General features: G+C 72.0%; 13 protein-coding genes. 4 read left to right on the top strand and 9 right to left on the bottom strand.

Annotation, left to right across the window (positions count from 1 at the left end; all coding sequences use genetic code 11):
• Positions 1-8: 8 nt before the first annotated feature.
• Both ACIPV1_RS10785 and ACIPV1_RS10780 read left to right on the top strand, forming a co-directional pair.
• Positions 9-1316 carry a 6-phospho-beta-glucosidase gene (locus tag ACIPV1_RS10785; RefSeq protein ID WP_123340745.1) on the top strand — a complete coding sequence of 436 codons (1308 nt, stop codon included), beginning with the start codon at positions 9-11 and terminating at the stop codon, positions 1314-1316.
• Positions 1304-2392: an N-acetylglucosamine kinase gene (locus tag ACIPV1_RS10780; RefSeq protein ID WP_260155048.1), complete on the top strand. Its 1089-nt coding sequence runs from the start codon at positions 1304-1306 to the stop codon at positions 2390-2392. Before ACIPV1_RS10785 ends, ACIPV1_RS10780 begins: the two co-directional genes overlap by 13 nt.
• Positions 2393-2570: 178 nt before the next feature.
• Here ACIPV1_RS10780 and gap read toward each other — a convergent pair whose 3' ends face one another.
• Both gap and ACIPV1_RS10770 read right to left on the bottom strand, forming a co-directional pair.
• Positions 2571-3575 carry a type I glyceraldehyde-3-phosphate dehydrogenase gene (gene gap, locus ACIPV1_RS10775; RefSeq protein ID WP_402726342.1) on the bottom strand — a complete coding sequence of 335 codons (1005 nt, stop codon included), beginning with the start codon at positions 3573-3575 and terminating at the stop codon, positions 2571-2573.
• Between the two features lie 111 nt (positions 3576-3686).
• Positions 3687-4637, bottom strand: a complete 951-nt coding sequence (locus ACIPV1_RS10770) for a GlxA family transcriptional regulator (protein WP_123938927.1) — start codon at positions 4635-4637, stop codon at positions 3687-3689.
• Between the two features lie 93 nt (positions 4638-4730).
• Here ACIPV1_RS10770 and ACIPV1_RS10765 point away from each other — a divergent pair, with 93 nt between their 5' ends.
• Entirely contained in the window at positions 4731-5174 is a 444-nt protein-coding gene (locus tag ACIPV1_RS10765) for a prevent-host-death protein (protein ID WP_123294062.1), read from the top strand.
• Positions 5167-5613, top strand: coding sequence for a cytotoxic translational repressor of toxin-antitoxin stability system (locus ACIPV1_RS10760; RefSeq protein ID WP_185094268.1), 447 nt, complete (start codon positions 5167-5169; stop codon positions 5611-5613). The genes ACIPV1_RS10765 and ACIPV1_RS10760 overlap by 8 nt, the downstream gene beginning before the upstream one ends.
• 3 nt (positions 5614-5616) lie before the next feature.
• Here ACIPV1_RS10760 and ACIPV1_RS10755 read toward each other — a convergent pair whose 3' ends face one another.
• From ACIPV1_RS10755 to ACIPV1_RS10725, 7 genes are all read right to left on the bottom strand, one after another.
• Positions 5617-6339, bottom strand: a complete 723-nt coding sequence (locus ACIPV1_RS10755; RefSeq protein WP_123938928.1) for a methyltransferase domain-containing protein — start codon at positions 6337-6339, stop codon at positions 5617-5619.
• Positions 6336-7415 (bottom strand): type III polyketide synthase, encoded by a 1080-nt coding sequence (locus ACIPV1_RS10750; protein WP_402726341.1) that lies wholly within the window; start codon positions 7413-7415, stop codon positions 6336-6338. The genes ACIPV1_RS10755 and ACIPV1_RS10750 overlap by 4 nt, the downstream gene beginning before the upstream one ends.
• A 123-nt stretch (positions 7416-7538) precedes the next feature.
• Entirely contained in the window at positions 7539-9044 is a 1506-nt protein-coding gene (gene gatB / locus ACIPV1_RS10745) for an Asp-tRNA(Asn)/Glu-tRNA(Gln) amidotransferase subunit GatB (protein ID WP_123340738.1), read from the bottom strand.
• Entirely contained in the window at positions 9044-10588 is a 1545-nt protein-coding gene (gene gatA, locus ACIPV1_RS10740; RefSeq protein ID WP_402726340.1) for an Asp-tRNA(Asn)/Glu-tRNA(Gln) amidotransferase subunit GatA, read from the bottom strand. The genes gatB and gatA overlap by 1 nt, the downstream gene beginning before the upstream one ends.
• Complete coding sequence (gatC, locus tag ACIPV1_RS10735; protein WP_111085021.1) at positions 10585-10884, bottom strand: Asp-tRNA(Asn)/Glu-tRNA(Gln) amidotransferase subunit GatC; 300 nt, start codon at positions 10882-10884, stop codon at positions 10585-10587. The genes gatA and gatC overlap by 4 nt, the downstream gene beginning before the upstream one ends.
• A 145-nt stretch (positions 10885-11029) precedes the next feature.
• Complete coding sequence (locus ACIPV1_RS10730; protein WP_402726339.1) at positions 11030-13351, bottom strand: transglycosylase domain-containing protein; 2322 nt, start codon at positions 13349-13351, stop codon at positions 11030-11032.
• A gap of 201 nt (positions 13352-13552) precedes the next feature.
• On the bottom strand, positions 13553-14920 hold the full coding sequence (locus ACIPV1_RS10725; protein WP_132099605.1) for an alpha/beta hydrolase: 1368 nt from the start codon (positions 14918-14920) through the stop codon (positions 13553-13555).
• Positions 14921-14984: the final 64 nt, after the last annotated feature.

Here is a 14984-nt window from a genome sequence, read left to right as displayed (position 1 = left end):
CAGCTCCAGTGAAACTCACAGTCGTCGGTGGCGGATCCACCTACACCCCCGAACTCGTGGACGGCTTCGCCCGGCTCCGCGACCAGCTCCCCATCGACGAGCTCTGGCTCGTCGACCCCGACCCGGTGCGCCGCGAACTCGTCGGCGGCGTCGCCAAGCGGATGTTCGCGCACGCCGGCCACCCCGGCACGATCCACGTCACCGACGACGTCGTCGCCGGGGTCACCGACGCCGATGCCGTCATGTTCCAGCTCCGCATCGGCGGGCAGGCCGCCCGGCAGCAGGACGAGACGTGGCCGCACGAAGCGTGCTGCATCGGGCAGGAGACCACCGGCCCGGGCGGGTTCGCGAAGGCGCTCCGCACCGTGCCCGTGGTCCTGGAGTACGCCGAACTCGTCCGGAAGCACGCCAAGCCGGACGCCTGGATCGTCGACTTCACCAACCCCGTCGGCATCGTCACCCGCGCCCTGCTCGAAGCCGGACACCGCGCCGTCGGCCTGTGCAACGTCGCGATCGGGTTCCAGCGACGCTTCGCGAAGGAGTTCGGCGTCGCCCCCGACCACGTCCGGCTCGACCACGTCGGCCTGAACCACCTGACGTGGGAGCGCGGCGTGCACGTCACGGGCGCGGACGGCGTCGAGCGCGACGTCATGGCGGACCTGCTCGCCGAGTCGGACGGTGCCCTCGGCCGGACGGCGGAGAGCGTGCACATGCACCCGGACCTCCTCCGCCTGCAGCACGCGATCCCCTCGTACTACCTGCGGTACTTCTACTCGCACGACATCGTGCTGCAGGAGCAGCTGCACGAGCCCACCCGTGCCGAGGCCGTCATGGAGACCGAGCGGGCCCTGCTCGCGAAGTACGCCGACGAGTCCGTCGTGACGAAGCCCGCCGAACTCGAGCAGCGCGGCGGCGCCTACTACTCCGAGGCGGCGATCGACGTGCTGTCCTCGATCCTGGGCGACCGGGGCGACGTGCAGGTCCTGAACGTGCGGAACGACGGCACGTTCCCGTTCCTGCCGGACGACCACGTCATCGAGGTGCCGTCACGCGTCACCCGCCAGGCGATCACGCCGTTGCCGGTCTCCCCGCTCGACCCGGACATGGTCGGACTCGTGTCGCACGTCGCCGGGTACGAGCGGCTCGCGCTCGACGCCGCGGTGCACGGCGGCCGCGACCGGGTGCTCCGTGCGATGTGGGCGCACCCGCTCGTCGGGCAGGTGGACAAGGCGGAGCAGCTCACCGACCTGCTCCTGGCCGCGAACGCGGAACACATCCCGTGGGCGCGATCGGAGCAGGTGACGTGGGCGGGCTGAGCCGGACCGGCGAGGCGGGCCCGGCCCGAGCCTCCCGTCCGCCCGCGCCGGTCCCACCGGACGCGACCGACGTCGTGCTCGCCGTCGACGGCGGCGGGAGCAAGACCGACGTCGTCGCGATCGCACTCGACGGGACCATCGTCGGGCACGCGCGCGGTCCGGGGTCGAACCCGCAGACGCGGGGCTGGGACCTCGCCGGCCCGATCCTCGACGACGTCCGCGCGCAGGTCGTCAGCGAGCTGGGCGACCGGCGCATCCGGACGACGCACGTGTACCTGGCCGGACTCGACCTGCACGACGAGCTCGTCGCGGCGACCGCGGCCCTCGCGCACTGGGCCGAAGACGGCGGCGAACCGCACGTCCTGGACAACGACCTGTTCGCGCTGCTGCGGGCCGGCACCCTGTCCCCCGACGCAGCGGCCGTGGTGTGCGGCACCGGGATCAACGCCCTCGCGGTGCGGGCGGACGGCACGACCGCACGGTTCCCGGCCATCGGGGACGTCTCCGGCGACTGGGGTGGCGGCGCGTGGCTCGGCAACCGGGCGCTCTGGCACGCGGCACGGGCCGACGACGGTCGCGGCCCGGCGACGACGCTGGTCGACGCGGTGCCGGCGGCGGTGGGCCTGCGCAGCGTCCGCGAGGTCACCGAGGCCATCCACTTCGGCCGCTTGGACCAGCGCGTGTTCAACCGGCTCTGCCCGGTGCTGTTCGACGTGGCCGGAGCCGGCGACGCGGTGGCCCGGGGCGTCGTGGAGCGGCAGGCGGAGGAGATCGTCCTGCTCGCCGCGGTCGCGCTCGAGCGGTTGGGCCTCGGAGGTTCGGTGGCCGACCCGGTGCCCGTCGTGCTCGGCGGCGGCGTGCTCGCTGCTCGGCACCCGTTGCTCGTGGACGGCGTCGTCGACGGGCTCGCTGCCCGGGTCCCCGGAGCGGTGCCGACCTGGGTGACCGATCCCCCGGTGCTCGGCGCGGGGCTGGCGGCGCTGGAGTCGGTCGGTGCCGACGACGCGGCGCTCGAGCGGTACCGCGAGGCCGTGCGCTCCCGTGCCTTCGCGAGCACGACCGCGCTGATCCGCTGACGCGCGCGCGCGGGCGCGGGCGCGGCGGGCGCGGCGGGCGCGGGCGCGGCGGCGCCCGCCCGCGCGCACGACCCCCTCGCGAGAGCGACAGTCTGCCGCCGAACATTCGCCGCAGACTGTCGCTCTCGCGGCACGAACCGCGCGGACCGACCGCCGGCTCCGGCGGCGGCCCCGCGGCCTACGCCCGCGCCAGCATCCCGAGCGTGTCGACCACGCGGTTCGAGAAGCCCCACTCGTTGTCGTACCAGGCGACGACCTTCACGTGCCGGCCCTCGTCGACGCGGGTGAGCAGCGAGTCGAAGATGCTCGACTCCGGCCGCCCGGTGATGTCCGTCGACACGAGCGGGTCCACCGTGAACGCCAGGACCCCGGCGAGCGGACCGGCAGCCGCGGCGCGGTATGCCTCGTTCACCTCGTCCACGGTCACGTCCCGCGACACGACGGTGTTCAGCTCGACGATCGACCCGACGGGCACCGGCACGCGGATGGCGTCACCGGACAGCTTGCCCTCCAGGCGGGGCAGCACCAGCCCGATGGCCTTGGCAGCCCCGGTCGTCGTCGGCACGATGTTCACGCCGGCAGCGCGGGCCCGACGCAGATCACGGTGCGGCCCGTCCTGCAGGTTCTGCTCCTGCGTGTACGCGTGCACGGTGGTCATGAACCCGTGTTCGATCCCCGCCAGGTCGTCGAGCACCGACGCCAGGGGTGCGAGCGCGTTGGTCGTGCACGATGCGTTCGAGATCACCGTGTGCACGGCCGGGTCGAACGTGTCCGAGTTCACGCCGTACGCGATGGTGGCGTCCGCTCCGGTGGCCGGCGCACTGATGAGGACCCGTCGGGCGCCGGCGGTCAGGTGCCCGGCTGCCGCGTCGCGTGCGGTGAAGCGTCCGGTGGACTCGAGGACGACCTCGACGCCGAGTTCGGCCCAGGGCAGGTCCGCCGGCGTCGTCGATGCGAGCACGCGGACGCGGCGGCCGTCGATGACGAGCGCGTCGCCGTCGACCTCGACGGTGCCGTCGAACGGCCCGAGGGCGGAGTCGTAGCGGAACAGGTGCGCGAGTGTGTCGGGGGCGGTCAGGTCGTTCACGGCGACGACCTCGAGGTCGTCACCGCCCCGTGCGAGCAGGGCGCGGAGCGTGTTGCGGCCGATGCGGCCGAAGCCGTTGATGGCGATGCGGGTCATGTGGAGTTCCTTTCGTTCCGTGGTCCATGCTCACGGGCCGGGAGGCACGGCTCCAGTGGCAGGGAAGCCAGCGTCCGAAAGGATGTCGCCACCACCGCCGCGTCGGCGCGGTCAGTCCTGGAACGTCCGGCGGTACTCGGTGGGCGAGGTCCCGAGGATCCGCCGGAAGTGCGTCCGCAGGTTCGCGTCGGAACCGAGGCCCGCTCGTTCGGCCACCTGGTCGACGCCGAGGTCGGACTGCTCCAGGAGCTCCCGGGCGAGGTCGACGCGCGCCCGCAGCACCCACTGCATCGGCGTGTACCCGGTGTCCTCCACGAACCGGCGTGAGAACGTCCGGGTCGACACCGTGGCATTGCGCGCGAGCGCTTCGAGCGTGAGCGGCTCGGCGAGGTGCCGGAGCGCCCACTCCCGGGTGTCGGCGAACACGTCGCCGAGCGGTTCGGGCACGCTCCGCGGCACGTACTGCGCCTGGCCGCCGCTGCGGTACGGGGCGCTGACGAGCCGTCGGGCGACGTGGTTCGACAGCGCCACACCGTGGTCCTGTCGGACGATGTGCAGGCACAGGTCGATCCCGCTCGCGGCGCCGGCACTCGTCAGCACCGAGCCCGCGTCGACGAACAGCACGTCCTCGTCGACGTCCACCTCGGGGTACCGCTCACGGAGCACCCGCGTGTAGTGCCAGTGCGTCGTCGCCCGGCGGCCGTCGAGCAGCCCGGCTGCCGCGAGCGCGAACGCCCCGGTGGAGATCGCCGCGATGCGGACGCCGCGCTCGTGGGCCCGCGCGAGTGCCGTGACGACGTCGGCCGGCGGCGCCGAGTCCGACGGACGACGGTAGCCGGGCACGAAGACGGTCTCCGCCCAGTCCAGTGCCTCCAGCCCGTGGTCGACCGCGTAGGCCAACCCGTCGCCGCCGGTGATCCGACCGGCCCGGGGGCCGCACACCCGCACCTCGTAGGGCATGCTCGGCCGGTTCGAGAACACCTGCGCGGGGATCCCGACGTCGAGCGGTTTCGCGCCGTCGAGCACCAGGACCGCGACGCGGTGCAGTGGGGTCCGGGCCATACCGGCGACGCTAGCCGAACACGTCACCCTCGCGTTCTCCACAGATCTGTCAGCCCCCTCCCCTAGGATCAGCACACCACGTACGCTCCGTACGTGCCGTACTCACCGGAGGCCCTCGTGCCCATCGCAGCCGACTACCCCACGTACTCGCGCGCCCGCGAGCACTTCAAGGACATGCTCGACGCCACCGCGACCGGCCGCACCGTGACGGTCGCCCGCGACGGCGCCGTCTCCGCGATGCTGCCCGTCGACCGGCTTCGCGACTACTTCTTCCGGACCGTCTCCCCGCGGGTCAGTGTCTTCCGCGAGGCCGGCGCGGTCGTCGCCCTCATGGAGGGGCGCCCGTTCGTCGCCCAGGGAACGGACGTCGACGACGCACTCGACGACCTCGCCCTGTCGCTGCGGGAGTACGCGGTCGACTGGGAAGACCGTCTCCAGCACGCCCCGAACCACCACGACGCGTGGGCGCTCGTCCAGCTGGTCAAGCTGTCCACGGACGCCGAACTGCGCGACTGGTTGGAGCGCGGCGGTGAGTAGCCCGAGGCACCCTGCTCCGAACCGCGAGCACCACGACACGTTCTGCACGACCGAGCGCTGGACACTGGTGCGCGGCGCCACCGGTCAGCCCGTCCGGCACCATCGCACCTACGAGCTCGTGCTCTGGGACGCACGCGTCCTGCGCACCCGGATCTCGAAGCCCGTCGACCGGTCGACCTACGGTGCGCGCATGTGGGCGCACGTCCTGCGCCACCAGCTGCAGGTCGATGCACCGGCCTTCTGGCGCTGCGTCGACGACGGCACGCTGCCGGACCGGGGCAGCCCCGTGCACCAGGCGCCCGCGAACGCCCTCCCGCTGTACCTGGTGCGGGCACTCCACGACCTCGGTGTGCCCGAGTCGGAGATCCTCGATCTCGGACCCGCCGGCGCTGCCGAACTCCACGCCGAGCTCCTGCGCCGGGCGGCCGAGCCGTCCTGACCGTCAGGCGTCGCGGACGGCCAGCACCCGGTGCGGCGATGCCCGTTCCGCTCGCCACCCGCTCGGCAACGAGTCCCGCAGCTCCGCCAGCGTGAAGGACCGGCGGATCGACCGCAGGCCGTCGATCCGGACGAAGGTCCCCGCGGACACCAGCGGCGACGCCAGCGCGTACGCCCGGTAGGCCTCGCGTGACCGACGGATGTCTGAGTGCACACTGCGACCCGACGCGAGCGCCTCCGAGTCCGCCAGGAACCCGTTCCGCTCGTCGTCGCCCAGGTGGTGCAAGACGTGGTTCGACACCACGACGTCGAACCGCTCGCCCGCCGTCACCAGGTCACCGCTCGACTGCTGCCGGAAGGTGACACCCCGCGGTGCCCGTCGGTTCGCCGCGTCGATCGCCCGCGGGTCCGGGTCGACCCCGACGACCTCGACGTCGAACCCGTCGCTCGCCGCCCACCGCACGACGGCCCGGGCCAGGTCGCCGCCGCCGCACCCGAGGTCGAGGACCCGGGCGCGGCCGTTCACCGGAAGGGCCGGCACGACGTGGGTCCGCCACGCCGAACGCCAGCCGCTCACCAGGGCGTTGACGAGCGCGAAGCGCCGGAAGGTCCGCGCGAGCGCGCGCGGGTCGCAGTCCGGGTCGTCCATGAGTTCGGTCAGGTCGACCGCGCGCGTGCGCAGGTCGAGGACCGGGAGGCCCGTGGAGCCGCCGTCGGGACGGCTCACGTGCGCACCATGGTCAGTCGCGCACTCTCGACCGTGAGACCGGGGCCGAAGGCGAGCGCCACGACGGCAGCACCGTCCGGGATCCCGGCGTCGAGTGCCTCGCGGAGCACGAACAGCACGGTCGCGCTCGACATGTTCCCGTGGTCGCGCAGCACCGTCCGGCTCGCAGCGATCGCCGTGTCCGGCAGGTCGAGCGCCTGCTGCGTGCGGTCGAGGATCGCACGCCCTCCGGGGTGCACGGCCCACACCGGCACGTCGGCGGCCGGTCCGTCCAGGAGTGACGCGACGGCCTCGGCGACGCTGCTGCCGACGAGCTTGGGGACCGTGGTGCTCAGGACCATCTCGAAGCCCTCGTCGCCGATGTTCCAGGCCATCTCGCCGGCGCTCTCGGGCACGACGGCGGTGGCGAACGCGTCGAGGCGCAGGCCGGGGCCGTCGGCGGTGACCACGACGGCGGCGGCACCGTCCCCGAAGACGCTGTTCGCGACGATCTGGTCCGGGTCGTCGCTGGCGCGGACGTGCAGGGTGCAGAGCTCGGCGCAGACGACCAACACGACGGCGTCCGGGTCGGCCTCGGCGAACGCGGCCGCGATCCGGAGCGCCGGGAACGCCGCGCAGCACCCCATGAAGCCGATGTGGTGGCGGAAGACGTCACGGCGCAGGCGGAGCTCGGTCACGATGTCCAGGTCCGGGCCGGGCTGCGTGAACCCGGTGCACGACACCGTGACGACGTGCGTGACCGCGGCCGCGTCGACGTCTGCGCGGTCGAGCGCGTCACGAGCGGCGTCGACGAACAGCGCCGGTGCGAGTTCTCGGTAGCGGTCGTTGCGGGTGCCCGTCGAGGGCGAGTGCAGCGCGCCGTCCGTGTCGCGGAACGCGCCCGCTGCACGGCTCCGGTCGAGTTCGGCCAGCACGGTGTGCCGGTGCTCGACCGCCGAGGCGTCGAAGGCTGCGGGGACGAGCCGCCGGCCGAGACGACCGAGCTCGGGCTGCGCAGCGAAGAGGTCTCGCACGGCAGCCTGCTCGAGCGTCGTCTCCGGGACGGCGGTTCCGATGGCGCGGATCGTTGCGGACACGACTCATCCTGTCACCGGGTCGCTGACGCGTCCCCAGGTTCTCCCACACCGCGGAACGGACACAGCACCGTGGTTTCCCACGGTGCTGTGTCCGGAACCTGGTTCCGCGGAACGGAACGGCGACTACGCCTGCTGCGCGCGCTCCAGCACCAGCTCGCGGACGCGGGCGGCGTCCGCCTGGCCCTTCATGGCCTTCATGACGGCGCCGATGATGGCGCCGGCGGCCTGGACCTTGCCGTCCTTGATCTTCGCGAGCACGTCCGGCTGGCCGGCGAGTGCTTCGTCGACCGCGGCGGTGAGCGCCGAGTCGTCGGACACGACCTTGAGCCCACGGGCCTCGACGACCTGGGCCGGCGAGCCCTCGCCGGCGATGACGCCCTCGAGCACCTGGCGTGCCAGGCGGTCGGTCAGGTCGCCGGACTCGACGAGCGCGATGACCTCGGCGACGTGCTGCGGCGACACGAGGTCGCCGGGCTCGGCGTCCTGCGCGTTCGCGACACGGCTGATCTCGCCGGTCCACCACTTGCGGGCCGCCTGCGGCGCGGCTCCGGCGGCGACGGTGCCCTCGACCTGGTCGAGCAGCCCACCGTTCACGACGTCCTGGAACTCCAGGTCGGCGAAGCCCCAGTCGCCCTTCAGGCGACGGCGGCGAGCCACCGGGGCCTCGGGCAGGGACGCACGGAGCTCCTCGACGACCGCGGGGTCGGGCACGACCGGCAGCAGGTCGGGCTCGGGGAAGTAGCGGTAGTCGTCGGCGTCCGACTTCGGACGGCCGGCCGAGGTCCGGCCGGTGTCCTCGTGCCAGTGGCGGGTCTCCTGCGTGATCGAGCCGCCGTCGGCCAGGATCGCGGCCTGGCGCTGGATCTCGTAGCGGATCGCACGCTCGACGGCACGGAACGAGTTGACGTTCTTCGTCTCGGTGCGGGTGCCGAGCTTCTCCTGGCCACGGGGGCGCAGCGAGATGTTGGCGTCGCAGCGCAGGTTGCCACGCTCCATGCGGGCTTCGGAGACACCGAGTGCGCGCACGAGGTCGCGGATGACCTGCACGTACGCGGCACCGAGCTCGGGGGCACGGTGCTCGGCACCGAAGATCGGCTTCGTGACGATCTCGACGAGCGGCACACCGGCGCGGTTGTAGTCGACGAGCGAGTACTCGGCACCCTGGATGCGGCCGGTGGCACCACCGACGTGCGTCAGCTTGCCGGCGTCCTCTTCCATGTGGGCGCGTTCGATCGGGATGTTGAAGATCGTGCCGTCGGCCAGTTCGACCTCGACCTCGCCCTCGAACGCGATCGGCTCGTCGAACTGCGAGACCTGGTAGTTCTTGGGGTTGTCCGGGTAGAAGTAGTTCTTCCGGGCGAACCGCGACGACTCGGCGATCGAGCAGCCGAGCGCAAGGCCGAGCTGGATCGAGTACCGGACGGCCTGCGCGTTGACGACGGGCAGCGACCCGGGCAGGCCGAGGTCGACCGGCGTCACGTTCGTGTTCGGCTCGCCACCGAAGAAGTTCGGCGCGTCCGAGAACATCTTGGTCTTCGTCGCGAGCTCGACGTGCACCTCGAAGCCGAGCACCGGCTCGTAGCGCTCCAGTGCCTCGTCGAAGTCCATGAGCGCGTCCTTCTGCGCCATCAGATCACACCTTCCTGCGCAGCCGACTGCTGACTCTGGTCGAGGTCCGGGATCCGGTCGATGAGCGGGGCTCCCCACTGCTGTTCGAGCAGACGCTCGAGTGCCGCACCGTAGCGGTACAGGCGGGCGTCCTCGCGCTGCGGGGCCATCAGCTGGACGCCGACGGGCAGGCCGTCCTCGGGTGCGAGGCCGTTCGGGATGCTCATGCCGGGCACGCCCGCCAGGTTCGCCGGGATCGTGGTGAGGTCGTTGAGGTACATCGCGAGCGGGTCGTCGATGCGCTCACCGATCGGGAACGCGGTCGTCGGGGCCGACGGGCTGATGAGCAGGTCGACCTGGTCGAACGCGGCCTGGAAGTCGCGCTGCACGAGCGTGCGGACCTTCTGCGCCGAGCCGTAGTAGGCGTCGTAGTACCCGGCGCTCAGGGCGTAGGTGCCGAGGATGATGCGACGCTTCACCTCGGGACCGAACCCGGCCTCGCGCGTGGCGGCCATGACGTCCTCGACCGTCGCACCGTTCTCCGGCGTGACGCGCAGGCCGAAGCGCACCGAGTCGAACTTCGCCAGGTTCGACGAGGCCTCGGCCGGCAGGATCAGGTAATAGGCGCTGATCGCGTAGGCGAACGACGGGGCGTCGATCTCGACGACGACCGCACCGGCCGACTCGAGCAGCGCGACGGTCTCCTGGAAGCGCTGGGTGACCCCGGCCTGGAAGCCGTCGCCACCGGCGAGCTCCTTCACCACGCCGACGCGCAGGCCGCGCAGCGTGTCCGCCTGCAGTCCTTCGCGGGCGGCGGCGGCCATCGAGGGCCAGGCGTCGGGGATCGAGGTGGAGTCGCGCGGGTCGTGCCCGCCGATGACGTCGTGCAGGAGCGCGGCGTCGAGGACGGTGCGGGCGACCGGGCCGATCTGGTCGAGGCTGGACGCCAGGGCGATCGCGCCGTAGCGGCTGACCCCGCCGTAGGTCGGCTTCACACCGACGGTGCCGGTGACGGCGCCGGGCTGACGGATCGAGCCACCGGTGTCGGAGCCGAGGGCGATGGGTGCCTCGTGCGCGGCGACGGCAGCGGCCGAGCCACCGCCGGACCCGCCGGGGATGCGGTCGAGGTCCCACGGGTTGTGGGTCGGTCCGTACGCCGAGAACTCGGTGGTCGAGCCCATCGCGAACTCGTCCATGTTGGTCTTGCCGAGCGGCACGAGGCCGCCGGCGCGGAGCTTCGCGACCGGGGTGGCGTCGTACGGCGGCATCCACCCTTCGAGGATCTTCGAGCCCGAGGTGGTCGGCATGTCCTGCGTGCACAGGACGTCCTTGATCGCGATCGGGACACCGGCGAGGGGCCCGAGGTCGTCGCCGGCCGAGCGACGCGAGTCGATCGACTTCGCGACGGCGATGGCGTTCTGGTTGACGTGCAGGAAGGCGTGCACGTCGCCGTCGACGGCGGCGATGCGGTCGAGGTGGGCCTGCGTGGCCTCGACGCTCGAGACGTCGCGCGCCACGAGGGCGTCGGCGAGCGCCGCGGCGCTCATCCGCGTGATGTCGGTCACTGTTCTTCTCCCAGGATGGCGGTCACTCGGAACCGTTCGCCGTCGGAGTCCGGCGCTCCGGAGAGCGCCTGCTCCTGCGTCAGCGTCTGGCCGACGACGTCGGGTCGGGTGACGTTGCCGAGCGGCACGGGGTGGCTCGTCAGCGGGACGTCGTCGGTCGCGACCTCGGCGACCTTGGCGACGCTCTCGACGATGTGCGACAGCTCCCCGGTCAGCTTCTCGATCTCGTCGGGCGTGAGTGCGATACGTGCGAGGTTCGCCAGGTGCGCGACCTGCTCGCTCGTGATGTCAGGCATGGTGCTCCGTCGATCGGTTCGTGGACGTCCGACAGTCTATTGGCTGCGGTCGATCACGCAGGCGCGGCTGTGGACGGCTGCCTGGAGGCCCGTCACCGGTCCGGCGGACCGGTGACGGGCCTCCAGGCGGCGTGGACCCGAGCCGTCACTTCCCGTTCTGGTCACCCGCTGCCGGAGCCGCCGTGGCGGCGGGCGCCGCCGGTTCCGCCGGCGCCGCCGGAGCAGCCGGTGCAGCGGGTGCAGCGGTCTGCGTCGGCGTGGTCGGCGTCGATTGGTCGGCCTGCGACGCACCGGATCCCGACGACGCCGAGGACTGCGACTGCGACGCGTGGCTCGCCTGCCCGATCATCGCCTGGCTCGGCGTGGGCAGGGCGTTCCCGCCGACCGTCTGGTCCAGGTACGCCATCATCGACTTCCCGACCCCGAACTTCGCGCTGTACCCGGTGGTGCCCTGCAGGAACGGCCAGTTCGCCAGGCTCACGCTCCCCTGCACGTTCCCGATCCAGGTGGCGTTCGTGTACTTCGTCGACGACGCGACGAGCCAGTTCTGCACGTCGCCGTCGGTGGTGCCGGTCTTCGCGAACTTCGGCACGCTGTCGCCGGGGTTCGCACTGGCGGCGGTGCCGGAGCCCGACAGCACGCCCTGCAGCGCGTAGTCGACGGTGCCGGCGACGTCCGCCGAGACCCCCTGCGTGCAGGACGACGGCGTCGGGGTGATCTTCGTGCCGTCCGACTCGGTGACGGAGTCGATCGCGGTCGGCGTGCAGACGACGCCGCCGTTCGCGAAGCCGGCGTAGGCCTCGGCCAGGTCGATCGGCGACAGCTCGTTGACGCCGAGGATCGACGAGGGGGTCTGTCCGAGGGCACCGCCGTCGGCGCGGTGGATCCCCATCGACTGTGCGAGCTGCGCGATCTTGCAGAGGTCGAGCTGCTTGCCCATCGCGCCGAAGGCGGTGTTGATCGACTCGACGGTGGCGGCCTGCACGGTCATCGACGCCGGCACGGACTCGGCGTTCGCGACCGGCCACGTCCCGCCGCTGACGTTCTGGCAGGAGTTCGTGAACTCCGAGTTCTGGAACGTGTGCTCGGTGGTCGACACCGATTCGGACAGGGTGTGGCCGGTCGCGAGCCACTCGGCCAGGGTGAACACCTTGTAGGTCGAGCCGGTCTGGAACCCGCCGGAGTTGCCGTAGCCGGAGTCCGCGCTGTAGTCCACCGCGGTCGACCCCGCTGCGGCGTTGTCGCCCTGCGTGTACGACGTGTTCTGCACCATCGACATGATGCGTCCGGTGCCGGGCTCGACGGTGACGTTGGAGCCGCCGACGTCGACGCCGGCCATCGTGGCCGGCACGTAGGTCGACAGTGCGGTCTGCGCCTGGCCCTGCAGGTCGAGGTCGAGCGAGGTGTGGATCTGCAGGCCCTTGGTGTCGAGCGTCGCGATGCGCGCCGCGGCGGTCTTGCCGAACGCCGGGTCCTGCAGCACCTGGTCGCGGACGTAGTCGCAGAAGTAGCCGGCGTCGTAGTTCGTCGCCGCGGTCGAGCAGCCGTTCGCGGTCTCGGTGATCTTCGGCGTGACCGGGGTCGCGATGGCCTTCGTCATCTCGGCCTTCGTGATCGACCCGTGCGCCTGCATGCGGCGGAGGACGTAGTCGCGTCGTTCCTTGGTGAGCGCGTAGCCGTTCGCCTGCCCGTTGTCCTTGTCACCGGGCACGTCGATGCGCAGGTTCGAGGGGTTGTTGAGGATCGCCACGAGCGTGGCCGACTGCACGAGCGACAGGTCCTTCGCGTGCACGCCGAAGTAGTACTCGGCACCGGCCTCGGCGCCGTACACCCGACCGCCGAGCCCGACGATGTTCAGGTACCCGGTCAGGATGTCGTCCTTCGAGTACTTCTTGTTCACCGCGATCGCGTACCGCATCTCCTGCAGCTTCCGCTGCGGGGTGACGCCGGCTGCGTCCTCGTAGCAGGCCTCCACCTTCTTCGCCGTGGCGGCCTGGTCCTTGCCGGTGAGCTCCTCGCACTGCTGCACGAGGACGTTCTTGACGTACTGCTGCGTGATGCTCGATCCGCCCTGGACGTCGCCGCCGACGACGGTCGCGGCGACTCCGCGCAGCGTGCCGAGGACGTCGATGCCGCCCTCGTCGTAGTAGCGGGGGTCCTCGGTGTCGATGGCGGCCTGCTTGAGCGTGTCCGCCATCTGGTCGGCCGCGACGTTCGTCCGGTTCTCGGCGTAGAACGACGCGATCTTGACCTGCTTGCCGCCCTTCGTCGCGTACACCGACGACACCTGCTGCGGCGTCTGCACGTCGAGGTAACTCGGCAGGTCCTCGAAGAACGCGACCGCACCCGAGGTGCCCTCACCCGCGACGGCGACCGCGGGCGTCACCGCGACGGCGACGAGCATGCCGGCGAGCACGGACATCACCACGAACATCAGGAGAGCACCAGGCCATCGCACCACACGCATGCCCCGAACCGTAGGGAGGCGGGCTGTACTGGTTCTGCCGTGGAACCGACTGAGGCTGCGCCGTCGCTCAGGTTGCCGCTCAGGCAACACCTGTCGCGGGTCGCGATCCGCGCGGGGTCGCGGATCCGGCCGGGAGGCCCGGTGCGGCCCCGGCACGTCGGCCGCCGGTCACGATCCGGTCACGCCCAGGGCCTCGCCCCGTCAGTCGCGGGGCTGCAGGTCCTGCGGACGGACCAGGTACATGTCGACCGACGCACCGACGACACCGTCGTCACCGGTGCTGCCGCGTCGGACCTGCTCGCGGACGAGGTCACCGCGGCCGATCCCGATCAGGGCGACGTCGTGCAGCGATGCGGTCCCCGGCTTGAGGTAGTCGTTGTGCCCGACCGGACGGCGGAACAGGTCCCCGGCGGCCAGCGCGTCGGCACCGCCGGCCAGGTTCATCACGGTGGCGCCGAACGACGAACCACCCGGGTCCGTGCCGTAGTACCCGGACCCCGCGATCGGGTCGCTGTGCGCGACACCGACGAACACCTCGTCCGAGGCGACGTCCAGGTCCGCCGCCGACCGGACGTCGCTGCCCGGTGACCCGAGCACGGTGAGGGTGTCGGCGCTCATCCGTCCGGAGGCGAGCGCCATGAGCGCCGTCGTCGACCCGTACGAGTGCGCCACGATGTTCAGCCGGGGCTGGTCGCCGTCGCGGATCTGCCGCAGGCCGTCGACGGTGCGCTCGAGTCGCTGCGCCCCGGAGTCGGCGAGGCTGAGCGACATGATGTTCGACAGGTCGGGCGTGCGGTAGCCCATCCACGCCACGACGGCGACGCCCGTCCCGTCGCCGGAGCCACCGGCGGCCAGCGGCGCGAGGGTCGCTTGTTCGCTCGCCAGGTCGTTGGCGGTGTTCGTGAAGTCGGCCATCTGCCCGGTCACGGTGAAGAACATCCCGGGGACGATGACGGTGACGTCCGCCGCGGTGTCGAGGTCTCCGATGCTGATCGCCGCTCGGCCCGCCGCCCGGGTGTCGAGCGTGATGAGGAACCGCTGCGGGTCACCGGGCTCGCGCCGCAGCGAGTCCCGCACCTGTCCGAGCATCGCGGCGTGCGCGGCACCGGTGTCGGGGTCGGCGAGTCCGGTGGTCAGGGTCGACCGGTTCGCGCGGTCGCGGACGGCGTACGGTACGCCCTCGAGGTTGCCGATGATCGACGGCGCGTGGACCAGGAGCGTGCCCTGTTCGTCGGCGTCGAGTCCCGCCCACCACTGCGCGACGACGGCCGCCGCGGGCGGGTCGTCCTGCGCGGTCGCCACGACACGGCGGTCGTCGGCGGCACGGCGCAGGTCACCGGCGCCGAGGACCCCGAGGTCGTCGAGGAACGCCCGACCGTGCGCGTCGGCGACGGTGTCGACGTCGATCTGTCCCCCGGTCATGACCGGCTGGGGCACCGCGTGGCGCTCGGAGACGAGCGCGACCGTCACGGTGGCCGTGGCGGCATGGGTCGGAGGCGCGACGGGGGCCTCGATCACTCCGAGCGAGTGCATCGAGGCGGTGAGCAGAGCCGCGGCGATGAGCAGCAATCGGGTCTCCCCCTGGAAGGCCGTCCCGCCGTCTCCCTGCAGACGACGGGTGATGCTCTGTCGA

Source organism: Curtobacterium sp. NPDC089991 (genome assembly GCF_044748425.1).
In the GTDB taxonomy this organism is placed as follows: domain Bacteria; phylum Actinomycetota; class Actinomycetes; order Actinomycetales; family Microbacteriaceae; genus Curtobacterium.
Note: the sequence above shows the minus strand (reverse complement) of the source record. Positions and strands in the feature narration are given on the sequence as shown.

Coding starts and splice junctions, on each gene's coding strand:
- ACIPV1_RS10770 (WP_123938927.1), bottom strand. CDS start 4,637: ATGGCCCGGACCCCACTGCACCGCGTCGCGGTCCTGGTGCTCGACGGC.
- gatB (WP_123340738.1), bottom strand. CDS start 9,044: ATGGCGCAGAAGGACGCGCTCATGGACTTCGACGAGGCACTGGAGCGC.
- gap (WP_402726342.1), bottom strand. CDS start 3,575: ATGACCCGCATCGCCATCAACGGCTTCGGCCGCATCGGCCGCAACACG.
- ACIPV1_RS10730 (WP_402726339.1), bottom strand. CDS start 13,351: ATGCGTGTGGTGCGATGGCCTGGTGCTCTCCTGATGTTCGTGGTGATG.
- gatC (WP_111085021.1), bottom strand. CDS start 10,884: ATGCCTGACATCACGAGCGAGCAGGTCGCGCACCTGGCGAACCTCGCA.